We start from the raw sequence: 18,048 nt of genomic DNA, 5'->3' as shown, positions 1-18,048 counted from the left end.
TATGTTGAAAGTAATAATAATGGCAGCAGGTGAAGGAACTAGGATGAAATCATCTACCAGCAAGGTCCTTCACAAGTTACTTAATAAAGAAATAATTAGATATGTTTATGAAGCAAGTAAGTTAGAAAATTCTGAAACTATTATTATATCAGGAAAGAATAAAGAAGCAATAAGTGAAATGTTCGATTCTTGTAAGATAATAGAGCAGAAAATCGGTCCAGAATTCCCTTATGGAACAGGATATGCTGTAAGCTTATGTAGCGACTATATAGAGGATAATGATGAGGTGCTTGTATTAAATGGTGACATACCACTTATAACTAAGAAAGCACTTCAAGATTTCGTAAATAGACATATAGGAAATAAGGCAAGTGTATCTGTCTTATCTACTAAAATAAATGATCCAACTGGATATGGAAGAATAATAAGGGATGAAAACGGAAATTTCTTACAAATCACGGAGCACAGGGATCTTAAAGATGATCAATTAGACATTAACGAAATAAATACAGGTATTTATATCTTTAATGGATCCTCTCTTAAAAATGCCCTAAAAGAAATAAATACAGATAATGACCAAAACGAATTATACTTAACCGATTGCATTGAAATTCTTAATAACAAAAATGAAAAATCAATGGCATTTATTAATGAAGAAGCTGACTTATTCTATGGAATAAATAATAAAAAGGAGCTTGCAGAAGCTGGTAGAATTCTTAGACAAAGAATAAACGATGGATATATGCTTGATGGAGTAATAATTGAAACGCCAGAAACAGTTACAATTGAACCTGGAGTAAAAATTGGTCAAGATACTGTGATATCAGGAAATGTTAAAATCCTAGGTATGACAGAGATCGGATCTAATTGTATTATTGAGGGCTCTTCTAGAATTGAAGATTCGAAAATTTACGATAATGTGAGAATAGACAATTCTGTAATAGAAAAATCTATCATGGAAGAATCTAGTAATATTGGACCTTTTTCACATCTTAGACCAAAGGCACATTTGGGTAAAAATGTTCACATTGGTAATTTTGTAGAGGTTAAAAATGCCAGTATGGGTGATGGTTGTAAGGCTGGTCATATGGCATATATAGGAGATTGTGATCTAGGTAAAGAAATTAATATTGGCTGTGGCGTGATTTTTGTTAATTATGATGGTAAATTTAAACATAGGTCTGTAGTTGGAGATGGTGCTTTTATAGGGTCAAATTCTAATATAGTTGCACCAGTAAACATTGCTTCTGAAGGATATGTAGCAGCAGGATCTACTATTACTAAAGATATTGATAAGGGAGAGTTATCAATAGAGAGAGCAGAGCAAAAAAATATTGCAGGCTACGTAGATAAAAAGAAAAAAAGAGATCAAGAAAAATTAAAGGAGAGAAAATGACATCAAACTGTAATAGAGGCTCATATATTCAAAGAGGGGAATTGAAGCTTTTAACAGGAAACTCTAATAGGAAACTTGCTGAAAGTGTTGCTAAACATCTAGGAGTTGAACTAACTGAAGCAGATATTGAGAAATTTAAAGATGGAGAAATATCTATCAAAATAAATGAATCAATAAGAGGTAAGGATGTGTTTATAATGCAACCAACATCTAATCCAACCAATGATAATTTGATGGAATTACTTATTATGATTGATGCTTGTAGAAGAGCATCAGCAGGATACGTAAATGCGATAATTCCTTATTACGGATATGCTAGACAGGATAGAAAGACTAGAGGTCGTGAGCCAATTACTGCGAAGCTTGTAGCAAATCTTCTTACAGTAGCAGGTGCTGATAGGGTTATCACAATGGATCTTCACGCTGGACAAATCCAAGGATATTTTGATATACCTGTCGACCATTTTTCTGCTATAAGACATCTTTCAACTCATTTTAAGGATTTTGCTTATGATAGACCAGATGAATTTGTAGTAGTAAGCCCTGACTTAGGTGGAGTTAGAAGAGCAAGAGAGTTTGCAGACTATCTAAAGCTTCCTATAGCTATAATTGAAAAAAGAAGACCAAAACCAAATGTTTCTGAAGTTATGTCTGTGATTGGAGACTTTAAGGGTAAACATGCAATAATTGTTGATGATATGATTGACACTGCAGTGACAATTACTAACGCAGGTGACTTTTTAATTAACAGTGGTGCTAAAGATGTATATCTTGTTGCGACTCATGGTGTCTTTAGTGGAGATGCAATTGATAAAATAAATAAATCAAATGTGAAAGAAGTAGTAATAACTGATACCATAGCCCTAGACGAAAATAAGAAAATCGACAAGATAACTCAAATGTCTATAGCTCCTTTATTATCTGAAGCAATTCACAGAATTAATACTTATGAATCAATAAGTGGACTATTCGTGGATGGTAGATAATGTATTATATCGTAGGATTAGGTAATCCTGGATTAAAATACGAAAATACAAGACATAATGTTGGGTTTTTGACAATTGATTATCTTGCAAGGAAACATAATATAGATGTCAGAAAATCTAAATTCAAATCACTCTATGGTCAGGGAACAATTTCTGGCCATAAAGTCATGCTCGTAAAACCACAAACATACATGAATAATTCAGGAGAAGCAGTAAGGGACTTAAAGAATTTCTACAAATTTGATACTGACAAATTAATCGTAATTTACGACGATATAGATATAGATTTTGGAAGTATAAGGATAAGAAAAAAAGGATCAGCTGGGACTCATAACGGAATGAAATCCATTATTTATCAAATTCAAGATGACTCTTTCCCAAGGATAAAGATAGCAGTAGGAAAGAAACCAGAATATATGGATTTGGCAAACTTTGTCCTAAGTGGATTTAGCGAAAAAGAAGCAGAAATAATACGAAATGAAATTGATATAGCGAGCAAGTCTATCGAAACTATAATAGAAGAAAATATTGATAAGTCAATGAATCTGTACAATTCTGTTAGATTAGTGGAAGATATTGATGAATAAATTATTAGAAAATATCAACTCTTTAGAGCAAGTTAAGCAAATAGAAAATAATATAGATGATTATTCACCTATATATTTATCAGGACTAACTGACGGTTTCAAGCCTCACTTAGTCCTTGCTTTGTTTGAAAAGTTTAAAGAAAGCCTAGTAATAATTGCAGAAAATGAAAAAAGGGCTGAGATTTATCTCGATAGTATAAACGGAATTATAGAAAATAAGGCATATTTGTTCCCTAGTTTGGATATTAATTTTTATAATATTAAGTCAATAGATAATAGAAAGCTTTCTCAAAGGATGGAAGTTCTAACGAAGCTTGCTAAAGGAGAAAACTTTATAGTCATAACTACACTAAAGGCTATGACAAATAAACTGACCACTTTAGATAGATTTAACAAGTCTTTTGTTAAAATAAAAGATGAAGATATTATTGATGTTAATAACTTCATAGAAAATCTTATAAATCTTAACTATACAGCTAATTCTCTTGTAGAGAATAAGGGAGACTTCGCTAAGAGAGGTTCTATTATAGATTTCTGGCCCGTTTCATACGACAATCCAGTTAGAATTGAACTATTTGATGACGAGGTAGACTCCATCAGATTATTTGATAAGGACAGTCAAAGAACAATAGAAAAGATTTCTGAGGCTGAAATTAGCCCTGTTACTGAACTTATATATTCAAAAGACGATTATGATAAGGTGATAAAAAATATTAACAGGGAAATAATGTCTTTAGATAATGATTCAAAGGAAATAAATCGACAGAAGCTCATAGATAAATATAAACAAATTACAGCTTTTATTGAAGAGAGTATGTTTGTTAGTAATATTGACCTTGTAAATCCCTATAGAAAGGATGACTATTCTAGTTTCTTAGATTATATCCCAAAGAGTGGTCTGATATTTTTTGATGATGTTGCTAGAGTTATAGAAGACTATGATAACTTTTACGAAAATTTCTTCGAAGACTTGAGTCTACAAATGGAGAATAATGAGGTTTTCAAATCTTTTGAGCATGCAAGAATACTGATTGATGATATTTATGAACAAATAGATAAGTTTAGAATAATAAACCTAACATCTATTCTAAAAAAATCAAAGCTCTTTAATCCTAGAAAAATTATAGAGATAAAAACAATAGAATCAGAAAATTTCAATCGACGAGTAGATTATTTCATAGATAGGACAATAGAACTTGCTAATAGCGACAAAAAGGTATTAATACTTGAAGGTAATGAAAAAACTGCTTTTCAGCTGATAGATGCGTATTTAGAAAAAGATTTTACGCAAGTTTCAAAAGTTGGCATAGGTGAAAGTTTCGAGAAAATCCCTATACAAATCGCAAATGCTACAAGTAGTAGCGGATATTATATTTATGATCTAGACTTTTATGTTTTTACCCATAAGGAAATTTATGGTAGTGAAAGAAAGGCTCGAAAGAAAAAATCAAAGAACAAGACCTCGTCTAGAGATATTATCAATTATTCCGACCTTGATATTGGAGATTATGTAGTTCATGAAAATAACGGTATCGGTATATATAAGGGTCTTGAAAAAATTGAAGTAAATAATATTGAAAAAGACTTTATAGTCATCGAATATCGAGGAACAGATAAACTCTTCGTACCAGTAGATCAGATGAATCTAATAAGTAAATATATAGGAAGTAGAGGGGAAAGCCCAAAACTTTCGTCTTTGGGGACTCAAACCTGGCAAAAGGCTAAAGCAAGAGCCAAAAAGGCTGTTGATGAAATAGCAGATGATTTGGTTGAATTGTATGCTAAAAGATCTAAAATTAAGGGGCATGCTTTCTCAAAAGATACTACTTGGCAAAATGAGTTTGAAAATTCTTTCCCTTATGAGGAAACCTATTCTCAAATAAGATCCATAGAAGAGATAAAAAATGATATGGAATCTGATAAACCAATGGATAGACTCCTTTGTGGTGATGTGGGATTCGGTAAGACAGAAGTTGCTATAAGAGCAGCCTTTAAGGCAATTATGGATGGATATCAAGTAGCATTTCTAGTTCCAACAACAATTCTTGCGAATCAGCACTATGAGACCATAAAAAGACGCTTTGATAAGTTTCCTGTCAATGTTCAAGTGATTTCAAGATTTAATCCTGGTTCAAAAAATAAACTAATAATTAAGGATCTGAAAGCAGGAAAGGTTGATTTAATTATTGGAACTCACAGATTACTATCAAAAGATGTAGGATATAAAAATCTTGGCCTATTGATTATAGATGAAGAGCAAAGATTTGGTGTTAAGCATAAAGAGAAATTAAAAGAATTAAAATCATCCCTTGATGTCTTGACCTTGTCAGCAACTCCGATACCAAGAACCCTTCAGATGTCCTTATCAGGAATCCGCGATCTATCTACTTTAGATGAAGCTCCTGAAGAAAGAATGCCTGTAAATACCTATGTACTTGAATATGATAATGGTATTATTAAACAAGCTATAGAAAGAGAGCTAAATAGAAATGGTCAAGTCTATTTTGTCTATAACAGAGTTAATGATATAGAAAAACTCTACAATCATCTAATAGAACTTGTTCCTGATGCAAATATAGCGATAATTCACGGGAGAATCAGTCCGAAGCAGATTGAAAAAACAATGCTTGAATTCATAGATGGTGAGATAGATATTCTCCTATCGACAACTATCATTGAAACCGGGATGGATATATCAAATGTAAATACCATAATAATCTATGACTCTGATATGATGGGACTTGGACAACTATATCAGCTTAAAGGAAGAATCGGGCGAGGAAATAGATCCTCCTACGCATATTTTACTTATAGGACTGGAAAAATATTATCAGAGATTAGTGAAAAAAGATTAAAATCTATAAGAGACTTTTCAGATTTTGGTTCAGGCTATAAAATAGCTATGAAAGACCTAGAATTAAGAGGAGCAGGAAATCTTTTGGGAGAAAGCCAATCAGGACATGTCGAAGCAATAGGATATGATCTCTATGTTAAATTCCTTCAAGAAGCAGTAGAAAAAGCTAGTGGTAAGGAAGTAGAAATCAAAGATAAATCTGATGTATATATCGATATAAAGGTCGATGGATATATTCCTAACTTTTATATTGAAGACCAAGCACAAAAGATTGAGATTTATAATAGAATTGCAAGAATTCAAAATCAAGAAGACTATGATGAATTAGTCGCTGATTTAATAGATGTATATGGCGATATACCTATAATGGTAGATAATTTAATGTACATTTCATTGATAAAATCTATGGCGGATGAATTATTATTTAGTGAAATTAGAGAAAAAAGCGGTAATGTAAACATATATTTCGAAAATAAGGATGCATTTAGTTTTGAGGAATTGGCAGAGATTAATCAATCATTTGAAAGAGATATGTCTCTTGATTTATCGACTAATCCAGCGTTTAAAATTCCAGTATCTAGAAACAAACTCTTAGATACCTATGAACTATTAAAAACAATCGAAAAAGTAAGGAGTAAAAATGAAAAATAAAATTATACCAGTGATGTTAATGGCTTCTTTGTTATTTGCAGGATGTAATCAAAATAAAGATGCAGGAGAAGGTGCGAACAATAAAACAGAACAAACAGAGGAAGTAAAAGATAAGAAAACAGAAAAACTCGATGATAAAACTGTAGCTATAGTCGATGGAGAAAAGATTAGTAAGGATGATTATAAGGACGAGCTAAGCTTCTATGCATCAATGCTGGCTAGCCAACAACAACTCAAAAACTCTATCGTAACTATGATGGTACAAGATAAATTAATTGCAAATGACATCAAGAAAAATGATATTAAAATAGATGATAAAGAAGTAGATGATGCTTTGATGCAATCTGTACAAAATTTTGGTGGTCAAGAACAATTCGATAAGACACTAGATGATTACAATATGAGTTTAGATAAATTCAAAGAAACTCTCAAAAAGGACCTAATGTATAAAAAACATAGGGAATGGTTCGACTCTAACAATGAAGTTACAGAAGATGAAATCAAAAAATATTTCGAAGATAACAAAGATGAATTTGTAAAGGTTGACGCATCTCACATCTTAGTTCAAGATGAAGAAACTGCTAAAGAAGTAAAAGAAAAAATTGATAACGGAGAAGATTTTGCTAAGCTTGCAGAGGAATACTCAACTGACACTGCTAGTGCTAAAAACGGTGGAGCTGTAGGTGCCTTCTCCAAAGGTCAAATGGTTAAGGAATTTGAAGATGCTGCTTTTTCTATGAAAGAAGGGGAAGTTTCTGATCCAGTTAAGTCACAATTCGGATATCATATAATTAAGGTTAACAAAATAACAGATTCTTTCGAAGATTCTAAAGAAGAAATCACTAAGAAAATCAAAGATCAAAAATATGCAGATTACATTAAGAAATTGCATGATGATGCAAATGTAGTTACTGAAAATGCAAGTGAAAAAGACGCTAGTGATGATGTAAAAGGATCAGAAACTGAAGTAAAGACAGAAAAAGAAGAAGATACTACTGATAAAGAGGAAAAAGTAGAAGATTCTAAAGATGAAGCAAACAATAAAGAATCTGAAGACGAAAACAAGTAAGATTTTACTAACAGCGTTTTTGTTATTTGCCACACTTACTTCATGTAATAGTAAGGATAGAACTACTAGCAACATCATAGCAAGTGTTGATGGAAAGACCATTTCGAGTGATTTATATTCAAAAGAATTAAGATTTTATCAGGCCTATTATAGCAAGGTCTACGGTGAATCTTACTTAGAAAATAAGAGCAAAAACGGGAAGACTAATGATCAAATACTAAGAGATGAACTTGTTGACTCTATGATTAAAGATCAAGTTATGAAAAAAGATTTAGAGTCTAATAATATTAAATTAGATGATAATGGATCAAATAGTTTAAAGAATAATCTTTCAGATAAACTAAATGGTGAGGATTCACTTAAGGCAAATATCCTCGCCTTAGGGTTTAATGAAAACTCTATTAATGATATCTTATATAATGATTCTATAAGGAAGGCTCATTTTGATCTCTACCTTAAGAAGAACAAGGTTCAAGATAAAGATGTAGTTGATTTTTATAACAAAGATAAGAATCTTCATAGGCTATACAAGTATAACGTCTTGGTATTCGATGATGAGAATGTCGCTAAAAATATCAAAGATAAAATTACAGATGCAAAAAGTTTTAAATCATTCCTTAATAAAAACGCAAGGAACTACTCAATTATAAATTCCGATTTCGTTTATATAAACGATCAACTACTATTGGAATCTAAGGTTAAGGAAAAAGATGAGATAAGCAATATATTTGAGCATAAAGGAAAGTATTGTATACTTATGATAAATTCATATAATGAAAATGAAAATGATCTATTACTCAAAGCAAAGGATATTTATATAAAAAATTCCTACTACGACTACCTCAACAGGCTTATAAAAGAAAGTAAGATTAAGGTTTTTGTGTAGGAAAGGCTTGAAATTAGTTTATTTCTTATGTATAATCTATCTTAGAGTTAAACAGAATTATATTGATTTATAGGAGGAAATATGAATAAATCAGAATTATTAATTAATATTTCAGAAAAAAGTGGTCTTAAAAAAAGCGAAGCAGAAAAAGCATTAAATGCATTTCTTGAAACAGTAACTGAGTCACTAGTAGAAGGTGATAAGGTTCAACTTGTTGGTTTTGGAACTTTCGAAGTAAGAGATAGAAAAGCTAGAGAAGGAAGAAACCCAAGAAAACCTGAAGAAGTTATTCAAATCCCAGCTTCTAAAGCTCCAGTGTTCAAAGCTGGTAAAACACTTAAAGAAGCAGTTAATAAATAATAAAGCAACTAAAAACCGGTCTTGAAATAAAGAACCGGTTTTTAGTTATTTAACTTCTTTATAGTGAACTTTTAAATCTATACTTGTATCAATTGTAATTGTATTGAAATCAGTATAGTATACCATTCCTGGTTTTGCACCCTTAGCTTTATTTACATTCTTCTTTTGAGTATAATCTATATCTACTTTATTACCTCTAGAAACTGACGAATTTATTGCGGCAAGATAAGCTGCTATCTTTATGTCATCTTCATCTATATTGTCATTTCTTAATACAACATGGCTTCCTGGAAGGTCCTTAATGTGAAACCAAAAATCATCTTTGTTGGCAAGCTTTAGAGTAATATAATCATTTTGCTTACTATTTTTACCTACATATATATCGCTTGAGTTTTTAGTAACATAGTGATATGGTTTTGATTTCTTGGAAGATTTCTTTTTATTCTTAGCTTTTTTCTTAATAATTTTCATTTCCACTAGTTCTTCTCTAATATCTGTTAAATCTTCAATACTATTTGACCTATTTATAAAGTCTTTAGTTTGTTCAAGGTAAGCTAGTAGTTCATTTTGCTTTGGCAGGTCCTTTTTGGCATAATCATAGGAAGCTTTAAGTTTTTTAGACCTAGTATAGTTTGCCTCAACATTTTCCCAGGGAGTTTTTTGTGGATCGAGATTTATTACTGTTTCTTGATTATTCTTATAATAATTTAAAACCTTAACTGATTTGTCTCCTTTATTAATCTTATATACATTAGCAGATAGTAAATCTCCTCTTTTTTTAAACTTATCTATGGAATCTTTCTTATCCAAATTAGAACTAAGAATCTTGACTTTCCTTTTAACTGATTTGATACTAGAATTTAGTTTTTTATTTAAATCGGATTTTTTTTGGTTCAATCTATCATGGGTTTTGTTTGTAGTGAAAAATACCTCTACAGATTCACTCATAGTTTCATTTTCTTCCTTATTAAAGGATAAATGAGTAAAATTAATACAGTGAAAGTCTTTCACTTTTATATTATCTTTGTACACAAAACTAGATAAATTATTATTTCTTATATCATAAGATAATTCGTCCAAAAGTTTATCTAATTTTCTTTTCTCATCTTCGCTTACAAGTCCCCAGTTAATTCTATCATCAATTCCTGCCCTAAAAACCAATTCTTTACCTACAGCAGGGGAAAAGCCTGTATAATTTTGATGGAAGATTTTGTAAGGAACTTGCTCATCTGAAAGCCTCTGATCTAGGGTTTTAATATCTAACTTGAAATCATCCTTCATTATATCTTCTTTATCATCTTCAATAAATTCATACTTAAGTGATGGAAATATTTCTCTAACTGATGACATATGACTATTTACTTTTTTTATAGCATCAATTATTTTGTAATTATCATCTACTAAGATTATATTTGAATATTTCCCCATAATTTCTACTATAAGCTTCTTAGATGTATCAAAGCCCATCTCGTCTATTGAAGAGATTGAAAATATAACAACTCTATCTAGTCCTCTTTGGCTTATATCTATGATTTTACCTTGATTTATATGCTTTCTTAGTACCATACAAAAATTAGGTGGGACATCTGGATTTTCATATTTTTTATTTGTAATATTTATTCTAGCTTCATTATTATTCGCACTAAGTAATAATTTGTAGTTTTTACCCATGGAATAAACATTAAATACAATATCGTTTTTAGAAGGTTGAGTAACTTTTTGAATCTTTCCTCCCAATAATTTTTCTCTAAGCTCATTAACTATTTTACGTGTAACTATTCCATCATAGCTCATTTAATCACCTCCTAAGCATTATACAATTATTTTTGTATACTTGAAGTAAGCTGAGGCTAAAAGTAGAATAACTATAATAAGGGGGCAAAATGAAAAAGGGATTTTTATTAGTAATATCTGGTCCATCAGGAGTTGGAAAAGGTACTGTTTTACACGATCTTATGAATACACAAACTAACTTAGTATATTCTGTATCTGCCACAACCAGGAAGAAAAGAGATGGGGAAATAGAGGGAGTAAGTTATTTTTACATAAGCCATGAAGAATTTGAGAAAATGATAGAAGAAGATAAATTCCTTGAATATGCTCACGTTCACAATAACTACTACGGCACTCCCAAAGATTTTGTTGAGAATAAAATCAATGAAGGAAAAATTGTAATATTGGAAATAGATGTACAGGGCGCTATAAATATCAAGAAAAATACTGATAATGGGGTCTTTATTTTTTTGGCACCACCATCACTTACCGAACTTAAAAACAGGATTGTTGGTAGAGGTACAGAAACTGACGAAGACATTAAAATTAGGATGCATAATGCCAGAAAAGAGCTCGAGTATATCAAAGACTATGATTATTTGGTAGTTAACGACCATTTAAATACTGCTATTACATCTGTTAATGAAATTATAAACGCAGAGAAGCACAAGGTTTTTAGGGAAGAAAATTTAGATTTTAAGGAGAATGATAATGAATAATCCATCATTTAAAAAATTAAGCGAAATTAGTCCAAGCAGATATGAAATTTGCATGATGTGTGCCAAAAGAGCAAGAAGGATTGTTAATGGTTCGGCTCCTTTGACAGAAAAAGTAGAGGCTAAGCCAGTAACTCAAGCATTAAATGAAGTTATAGAAGGGAAAGTTAGCAAAAAATGCTAGAAGGCAAAAATATTCTTCTGGGAGTAAGTGGGGGTATTGCAGCATATAAGGTATTAGACCTTTGCTCCAGACTAAAGAAGAAAAATGCTAATCTAAAAATTATAATGACAGAATCTGCAAGTAAATTTGTAAGTCCGATTAGTTTCGAAACTATGGGTAGATGCAAAGTTTATTCAGATTTGTTCGAAGGAAGTCATGAATCAGTTCATCATATAGACCTACCTAAGTGGGCAGATGTTTTTCTCATTGCACCAGCAAGTGCTAATACCATTGCTAAGATGGCTAATGGAATAGCAGATAACTTCTTAACTGCTTCATACCTTGCGTGCGATAAGGATGTAATCATAGCTCCATCTATGAATACCAATATGTTAAAGAATAAAGCTACAGTTAGGAACCTGGATATCCTAAAAAGCTTCGGAGTTAAAATCATTAGGCCGAAAGCTGGAATCCTCGCATGTAATACTGTTGGTGACGGTAGGCTTGAAGAACCAAGTAAGATTGTAGAATATTTAGAGGATTATTTTACGGAGAAAGATCTTAAGGATAAGAAAATAATTATTTCTGCAGGACCAACTGTTGAACTGATTGACTACGTTAGATATATAACCAATAAGTCTAGTGGTAAAATGGGTTATAATATTGCCAATGAAGCAAAAAAAAGAGGTGCAGAAGTTATACTAGTATCAGGTCCTGTAAAACCATTTGAAATTGAAGGAATCACAAGGATAGAAGTCAAGACAAATGAAGAAATGAAAAATACAATAGAGAGATATTTTGATTCATCCGATGCCTTGATTATGTCAGCAGCTCCAGTTGATTATAGGGTTGAGAACCCAAGTGATAGAAAACTTAAGAAAACAGGAAATAATTTAGAACTAGACCTTATTGAAAATCCTGATATAGTTAAGTATTTTGCAAGCAAGAAAAATAAACAAAAAATAATTGGTTTTGCTGCTGAAACTGATGACTTAGTTGAAAATGCTAAAGATAAGTTAAAAAGAAAAAATCTCGACTATATAATTGCCAATGATCTTACTAAATGGGGAGCAGGCTTTAATGTAGATACTAATATTGCAAGTATCATATGTAAAGATAATATCGAAGAATTAGGAATTATGCCTAAGGATGAACTTGCAAATAAGATACTTGATTTATTAAGGTGATGTTTTGTTCGCAAAAGTTATTTTAGATACTAATAGTAGATTTTTAGATAGAAGTTTTACTTATAAAGTTCCTGATAGACTAGTTGATGATATATCTATAGCTAGGAGGGTCCTTGTTCCTTTTGGTGGGGGAAACAAAACTTATGTGGCTTTCATCTATGAGTTAGTAGACGATTTAGATTCAGATATAAACTTTAAAATTAAAGAGATAATAGACCTTATTGATGATAGAAAGCTAATTTCAAATGAACTTATGGATTTAGCTTTTTTTATGTCTAAAAGATATATCTCCCCAATACAAGCAGGTCTAAAGCAAGTTATGCCTCCAACTAAAATCAAGGATATTCATGTTTACTATCAAAATGTTAGTGAACTTTCAAATGACTTTCTTGATTATCTTAAAGAAAAAAGGGAAATTAAAGATATTGCGAGGAAGTTTTCAGACTACAGAGGAAAACTTGATTATTATTTACAAGAAAAAATAGTAAAAGAAACTTTTGATGTCAAATCTAGTCAAAAAATTAGTTATGATGAGTACGCAGATTTAACTAAAATGAATGAAGAAAAAATAAATTCAAGAGCACATAAACAAATTGAAATTGTTAATTATCTTAAAGAAAATGGCATAACAGAAGTTAAAGAGTTACTTGCCAATACAAAAGCGGGTAAATCTAGCCTAAATGCTCTCATTAGTAAAAGTATAATTTCCATAACTAAAAAGGAAAAAGAAAAAGAGATTAGCGATTTATACAGGAAATATAATAAGTTTACCTTAAATGATGAGCAACAAAAAGCTTATGATACTATAAATAATGATAGAAAAGGACACTTCCTTTTATATGGAGTTACTGGTAGCGGCAAGACAGAAATTTTCCTACAAATGGTTGAAAAAGTAATAAGTGAGGGGAAAGAGGCAATTATTCTAGTACCAGAAATCTCTCTTACTCCTCAAACAATTGAAAGATTTAAGGGAAGATTTAATGAAAAAATAGCAATTATGCATTCTAGACTCACGCCTAAAGAACGCTTCAATCAATGGAGAATGATAAATAATGGAGAAGTTAAAATTGTAATCGGTGCACGATCTGCAATATTTGCTCCTTTTAGAAATCTTGGCATAATTATTATTGATGAAGAGCACGATCAATCCTATGTTTCATCCCAAGATCCTAAGTATCATACAGATGAAATAGCTATAGAAAGAGCTAGAGCCCACTCCTGCAATCTAATACTTGCAACAGCGACTCCCTCAATAAGAAGTATGGCTAGGGTCGAAGAAGGTGATTTTGAGCTAATAAAGCTTAATAATAGAGTAAATAACCATATGCCTAGTATCGACATTGTCGACATGAGAGAGGAACTCAAAGAATCTAATTTCTCCATGATTTCTAAAAAATTATATAGGGAAATAGAAAACAACCTTAAAAATTCTGAGCAAACAATATTGTTTCTTAATAAGGTTGGACATGATTCCTTCACCTTTTGCAGATCCTGTGGTCATGTTATAAAATGTGAAGCTTGTGATGTAGCTATGACCTATCATAAAAATGTAGATAAGCTAGTTTGTCATTATTGTGGCAGGACTAAAAATCAAGTAAGAATTTGTCCAGTATGTCATTCCAAAAAAATCAAGGAGTTTGGAGCAGGAACTGAAAAGTTAGAGGAAGAAGTAAGAAATTTCTTCCCAAATGCTAATATTTTAAGAATGGATTCAATGACAGCTACTAATAAAAACTTATATGAAATGATGTATAGAGATATGAAGAATAACAAAATCGATATTCTTTTGGGAACACAAATGATTGCTAAGGGTTTAGACTTTAAGAATGTATCATTAGTAGGAATTATATCGGCGGATTTAAGTCTAAATGTGGGTGACTTTAAGGCGAATGAAACTACCTTTCAATTACTAACTCAAGTATCTGGAAGGGCAGGTAGAGATAAAATAAAAGGAAGGGTTATAATTCAAACATATAGGCCAGATAACTTTGTAATTCAGGCAGCGAAGAACAATGATTACGAAGCTTTCTATGAAAATGAACTAAAACTTAGGAGAGCCTTTAATTACCCGCCTTATAAGAATATCTTGACCATAAGGGTAGTCAATGAATCGAGGCTTAGGGCCGTAGATATTTCCAAGAAACTTTATAAAGATATTTCTAAATTACTAAATAATACTAGTATTGAGCTTATAGGACCTAATCCATGTAAAATTGCAAGAATTAACAATAAATTTAGGTATAATATATTAATAAAAGTTGACGATGATGGGCTAAATAATGTTATTGATATTATTAATAGATTAAGGATTAAATATATAAATAAATATAAAGATACAAGTTTCATACCTGCCCTAAATCCAACGAACATTAATTAAGGAGTTATGATGTTTGATTTTTTTAAGAGAAAGAAAAACCAAGAAGAAATTAAGGAAGAGAAAGAATTAGAGGAAAATACTGAAGTAGAGGATTCAACTGAAGTATACGAGAATTTTCTTGAAGAAAAAGAAGAAAAAGAAGAAAAAGAAGAAAATGATTCTATGGAACCTTCCTATGAAAATTCGATTAATAAAGATAATGAGTCAGAAAGTGTAGACTATAATTTTAATAGATCGGATGAAGTAGATGAAGAAGAAATAGATAAGGATGAATTATTAGATAAAGCTGATGAGGGTATTGGATTTTTTGCAAAGATTAAAAAAGGTTTAAGTAAAACTCGTGATCAGTTTAGTCAAGGTCTAACAAATCTATTCACTAGAAACGTAAAAATAGATGATGATTTATATGAGGAATTAGAAGAAATTCTTATATCTGCGGATATTGGAATGAAATCCACATTAGAGATAGTAGATGAGCTTAGAGATGAAATCAAAAAAAGAAGTATTAAAGAAGCAGATCAAATTTATCCAGTCCTACAAGAAATAATGATTAAAAAGCTTGATGAGAAAAATCTAGACAATAATCTAAATATTGCAGATAAGAATTTATCAGTAATTCTTGTGATAGGAGTAAATGGTGTAGGCAAGACCACAACTATCGGTAAGCTTGCGAATAATCTCAAAAAAGAAGGAAAGAATGTCATGCTAGCAGCCGCTGATACATTTAGGGCAGCAGCCATAGAACAATTAGGAGAATGGGCCGAAAAGTCTGATATAGAAATGATATCGCATAAAGAAGGGTCTGACCCATCTGCAGTTATATTCGATGCTATAAAATCAGCTAAAGCCAAAAATTCCGATGTATTAATTTGCGATACAGCAGGACGTCTTCATAACAAGAAAAACTTAATGAAAGAGTTAGAAAAAATTAATAAAACTATAGATACGCACGCTAAGGGAGCTAGTAGAGATAATCTATTAGTTCTTGATGCAACGACTGGACAGAACGCAGTAAGCCAGCTAAGAGAATTTAAAAATGTTACAGACATTTCAGGCCTTATTCTTACTAAACTAGATGGAACAGCCAAGGGAGGGGTAATTTTTCCTCTACAAGTTGAGCTAGAAGTACCAGTTAAATATATTGGAGTTGGTGAAGGAATAAATGATTTAGAGAAATTTGACTCCAAAACATTTGTAGAAGCTATGTTTTAATCTTGAAAGCGTAGAAATAAGGGGTATCATTAAGAAGTACTACGAGTAAACACATCTTTGGATGGTAATTTCGTTGCCTTTTTAGGTTAAATTATCAGCAGAAGAAGATGGAAGAATAAACGGAGGTAATTTTATGGCAGTAGTTTCAATGAAAAAGTTATTAGAAGCTGGTGTACACTTTGGTCACCAAACTAGAAGATGGAATCCTAAAATGGCTAAATACATCTTCACAGAAAGAAATGGAATCTATATAATAGATCTACAAAAAACAGCAGTTCAAATCGAAGAAGCTTACGCTCAAGTTAGAGATATCGTAGCTGACGGTGGTAGAGTGTTATTTGTAGGTACAAAGAAACAAGCTCAAGATTCTATTGAACAAGAAGCAAAGAGAAGTGGTCAATTCTACGTATCTAACAGATGGTTAGGTGGAATGCTTACAAACTTCAAGACAATTAGACAATCTATCAACAAGCTTAAAAAATATGAAGCAATGGAAGAAGATGGAACATTCGATCTTTTACCTAAAAAAGAAGTTCTACAATATCAAAAAGAAATGGACAGACTAGAAAAGAACCTTGGTGGTATCAAGGAAATGGAAGATCTTCCAGACCTACTATTTGTTGTAGATCCAGGTGAAGAAGCGATAGCTGTTCACGAAGCTAAAATTCTTGGAATACCAGTTATATCTATTGTTGATACAAACTGCGATCCAGATGAAGTAGATCTCGCTATCCCAGGAAATGATGATGCTATTAGAGCTGTTAAGCTTATAACATCAGTAATTGCTGATGCAGTTGTAGAAGCTAATCAAGGAAGCCAATTCGACGCATCTGAAGAAGATTTCGTAGAAGAAGATGAAGCTGAAGAAATAGAAGAAAATACAGAAGAAGCAGTTGAAGAAGTTTCTGATGATGAAATAAAAGAAGCTGCGGAAGAATTAAAATCACAAAACTTAGACGAAACAGAAGAAAATTAAGGAGATTACAATGGCAATTAGTGCAAAATTAGTTAAAGAATTAAGAGAAAGATCTGGCGCTGGAATGATGGATTGTAAAAAAGCTCTAGAAGAAGCTAATGGTGATATCGATCAAGCTCAAAAGCTCCTTAAAGAAAAAGGTCAAGCAACACTAGATAAGAAATCTGGTAGAATTGCTGCTGAAGGTGTTATTGGATCTTACATTCACAATGATAAAATCGGAGTGGTAGTTGAAATTAACACAGAAACCGACTTCTCTGCAAACACTGATACAGTTAAAAATTTTGCTAAAGACATAGCTATGCATATAGCTGCAGTTAGCCCATTATTCATCTCTGAAGATGACGCTGATGAAAAAGTTGTAGCTGAGCAAAAAGAAATCCTTGTAAATCAAGCTATTAATGAAGCAAATGATAATATGCCAGAAGATAAGAAAAAAATGATAGCTGAGAAAAAGGTTGAGGGAAGAATGAAAAAATGGTTCTCTGAAGTATGCCTACTAGACCAACCATTTGTTAAAAATCCTGACATCACTATTGAAGAATACCTTAGAAATACAGCAAATGATGTTGGAGAAAACATCAAAATAAGAAGATTTGCTAGATTCGAAGTTGGTGAAGGCTTAGAGAAAAAAGAAGAAGACTTCGCTAAAGAAGTTCAAAGCCAAATGAAATAGATAAAAGAATATACTTTTAAAAGTTAAGACAAACCTGGTTTATATGGTTTGTCTTTTTCTATGCAAATTATATTTCGTTTGGGACATGTACTCTGTATTATTATTAATTATCGAATCTAAACTAAATAAAATGTTTTGTGTTGAAATTTCTTAATAAGGGTATAAGTAGAATGTCGTTA

The 18,048-nt window shown here is 31.5% G+C and carries 15 protein-coding genes; 14 read left to right on the top strand and 1 reads right to left on the bottom strand.

Annotated features, from left to right (window positions below; genetic code table 11):
* Nucleotide 1: 1 nt before the first annotated feature.
* The 7 genes from glmU (at nt 2) to APRE_RS04925 (ending at nt 8,789) form a co-directional block, all read left to right on the top strand.
* A complete protein-coding gene (glmU, locus tag APRE_RS04955) occupies nt 2-1,396 on the top strand; it encodes a bifunctional UDP-N-acetylglucosamine diphosphorylase/glucosamine-1-phosphate N-acetyltransferase GlmU (protein ID WP_015777901.1) in 1,395 nt (464 codons plus the stop codon).
* Nucleotides 1,393-2,382, top strand: coding sequence for a ribose-phosphate diphosphokinase (locus APRE_RS04950; RefSeq protein WP_015777900.1), 990 nt, complete (start codon nt 1,393-1,395; stop codon nt 2,380-2,382). The genes glmU and APRE_RS04950 overlap by 4 nt, the downstream gene beginning before the upstream one ends.
* Nucleotides 2,382-2,969: an aminoacyl-tRNA hydrolase gene (gene pth / locus APRE_RS04945; RefSeq protein WP_015777899.1), complete on the top strand. Its 588-nt coding sequence runs from the start codon at nt 2,382-2,384 to the stop codon at nt 2,967-2,969. Before APRE_RS04950 ends, pth begins: the two co-directional genes overlap by 1 nt.
* Nucleotides 2,962-6,474: a transcription-repair coupling factor gene (gene mfd, locus APRE_RS04940; protein WP_015777898.1), complete on the top strand. Its 3,513-nt coding sequence runs from the start codon at nt 2,962-2,964 to the stop codon at nt 6,472-6,474. Before pth ends, mfd begins: the two co-directional genes overlap by 8 nt.
* On the top strand, nt 6,464-7,543 hold the full coding sequence (locus APRE_RS04935) for a peptidylprolyl isomerase (RefSeq protein WP_015777897.1): 1,080 nt from the start codon (nt 6,464-6,466) through the stop codon (nt 7,541-7,543). The genes mfd and APRE_RS04935 overlap by 11 nt, the downstream gene beginning before the upstream one ends.
* Nucleotides 7,503-8,429 (top strand): SurA N-terminal domain-containing protein, encoded by a 927-nt coding sequence (locus APRE_RS04930; protein WP_015777896.1) that lies wholly within the window; start codon nt 7,503-7,505, stop codon nt 8,427-8,429. The genes APRE_RS04935 and APRE_RS04930 overlap by 41 nt, the downstream gene beginning before the upstream one ends.
* Before the next feature lie 81 nt (nt 8,430-8,510).
* A complete protein-coding gene (locus APRE_RS04925) occupies nt 8,511-8,789 on the top strand; it encodes an HU family DNA-binding protein (protein ID WP_015777895.1) in 279 nt (92 codons plus the stop codon).
* Between the two features lie 45 nt (nt 8,790-8,834).
* Here APRE_RS04925 and APRE_RS04920 read toward each other — a convergent pair whose 3' ends face one another.
* A complete protein-coding gene (locus APRE_RS04920; RefSeq protein WP_015777894.1) occupies nt 8,835-10,583 on the bottom strand; it encodes an Rqc2 family fibronectin-binding protein in 1,749 nt (582 codons plus the stop codon).
* Between the two features lie 89 nt (nt 10,584-10,672).
* Between APRE_RS04920 and gmk the strand changes: the two genes are divergently transcribed.
* The 7 genes from gmk to tsf all read left to right on the top strand — a co-directional run bounded on the left by gmk (nt 10,673) and on the right by tsf (nt 17,869).
* Nucleotides 10,673-11,281: a guanylate kinase gene (gene gmk / locus APRE_RS04915; RefSeq protein ID WP_015777893.1), complete on the top strand. Its 609-nt coding sequence runs from the start codon at nt 10,673-10,675 to the stop codon at nt 11,279-11,281.
* Nucleotides 11,274-11,462: a DNA-directed RNA polymerase subunit omega gene (gene rpoZ, locus APRE_RS04910; RefSeq protein ID WP_015777892.1), complete on the top strand. Its 189-nt coding sequence runs from the start codon at nt 11,274-11,276 to the stop codon at nt 11,460-11,462. The genes gmk and rpoZ overlap by 8 nt, the downstream gene beginning before the upstream one ends.
* Nucleotides 11,456-12,628: a bifunctional phosphopantothenoylcysteine decarboxylase/phosphopantothenate--cysteine ligase CoaBC gene (gene coaBC, locus APRE_RS04905; protein ID WP_015777891.1), complete on the top strand. Its 1,173-nt coding sequence runs from the start codon at nt 11,456-11,458 to the stop codon at nt 12,626-12,628. Before rpoZ ends, coaBC begins: the two co-directional genes overlap by 7 nt.
* Before the next feature lie 4 nt (nt 12,629-12,632).
* A complete protein-coding gene (gene priA, locus APRE_RS04900; protein ID WP_015777890.1) occupies nt 12,633-15,005 on the top strand; it encodes a primosomal protein N' in 2,373 nt (790 codons plus the stop codon).
* A 9-nt stretch (nt 15,006-15,014) separates the two neighbouring features.
* Nucleotides 15,015-16,217 (top strand): signal recognition particle-docking protein FtsY, encoded by a 1,203-nt coding sequence (gene ftsY / locus APRE_RS04895; RefSeq protein WP_015777889.1) that lies wholly within the window; start codon nt 15,015-15,017, stop codon nt 16,215-16,217.
* Nucleotides 16,218-16,350: 133 nt separating this feature from the next.
* Nucleotides 16,351-17,193: a 30S ribosomal protein S2 gene (gene rpsB, locus APRE_RS04890; protein WP_015777888.1), complete on the top strand. Its 843-nt coding sequence runs from the start codon at nt 16,351-16,353 to the stop codon at nt 17,191-17,193.
* A gap of 10 nt (nt 17,194-17,203) precedes the next feature.
* On the top strand, nt 17,204-17,869 hold the full coding sequence (tsf, locus tag APRE_RS04885; protein WP_015777887.1) for a translation elongation factor Ts: 666 nt from the start codon (nt 17,204-17,206) through the stop codon (nt 17,867-17,869).
* Nucleotides 17,870-18,048: the final 179 nt, after the last annotated feature.

This window comes from Anaerococcus prevotii DSM 20548 (genome assembly GCF_000024105.1).
GTDB lineage: Bacteria > Bacillota > Clostridia > Tissierellales > Peptoniphilaceae > Anaerococcus > Anaerococcus prevotii.
Note: the sequence above shows the minus strand (reverse complement) of the source record. Positions and strands in the feature narration are given on the sequence as shown.

Excerpts from the sequence above, each read along its gene's own strand:
- glmU (WP_015777901.1), top strand. The coding sequence starts at position 2 with ATGTTGAAAGTAATAATAATGGCAGCAGGTGAAGGAACTAGGATGAAA.
- APRE_RS04950 (WP_015777900.1), top strand. The coding sequence starts at position 1,393 with ATGACATCAAACTGTAATAGAGGCTCATATATTCAAAGAGGGGAATTG.
- pth (WP_015777899.1), top strand. The coding sequence starts at position 2,382 with ATGTATTATATCGTAGGATTAGGTAATCCTGGATTAAAATACGAAAAT.
- mfd (WP_015777898.1), top strand. The coding sequence starts at position 2,962 with ATGAATAAATTATTAGAAAATATCAACTCTTTAGAGCAAGTTAAGCAA.
- APRE_RS04935 (WP_015777897.1), top strand. The coding sequence starts at position 6,464 with ATGAAAAATAAAATTATACCAGTGATGTTAATGGCTTCTTTGTTATTT.
- APRE_RS04930 (WP_015777896.1), top strand. The coding sequence starts at position 7,503 with ATGAAGCAAACAATAAAGAATCTGAAGACGAAAACAAGTAAGATTTTA.
- APRE_RS04925 (WP_015777895.1), top strand. The coding sequence starts at position 8,511 with ATGAATAAATCAGAATTATTAATTAATATTTCAGAAAAAAGTGGTCTT.
- APRE_RS04920 (WP_015777894.1), bottom strand. The coding sequence starts at position 10,583 with ATGAGCTATGATGGAATAGTTACACGTAAAATAGTTAATGAGCTTAGA.
- gmk (WP_015777893.1), top strand. The coding sequence starts at position 10,673 with ATGAAAAAGGGATTTTTATTAGTAATATCTGGTCCATCAGGAGTTGGA.
- rpoZ (WP_015777892.1), top strand. The coding sequence starts at position 11,274 with ATGAATAATCCATCATTTAAAAAATTAAGCGAAATTAGTCCAAGCAGA.
- coaBC (WP_015777891.1), top strand. The coding sequence starts at position 11,456 with ATGCTAGAAGGCAAAAATATTCTTCTGGGAGTAAGTGGGGGTATTGCA.
- ftsY (WP_015777889.1), top strand. The coding sequence starts at position 15,015 with ATGTTTGATTTTTTTAAGAGAAAGAAAAACCAAGAAGAAATTAAGGAA.
- rpsB (WP_015777888.1), top strand. The coding sequence starts at position 16,351 with ATGGCAGTAGTTTCAATGAAAAAGTTATTAGAAGCTGGTGTACACTTT.
- tsf (WP_015777887.1), top strand. The coding sequence starts at position 17,204 with ATGGCAATTAGTGCAAAATTAGTTAAAGAATTAAGAGAAAGATCTGGC.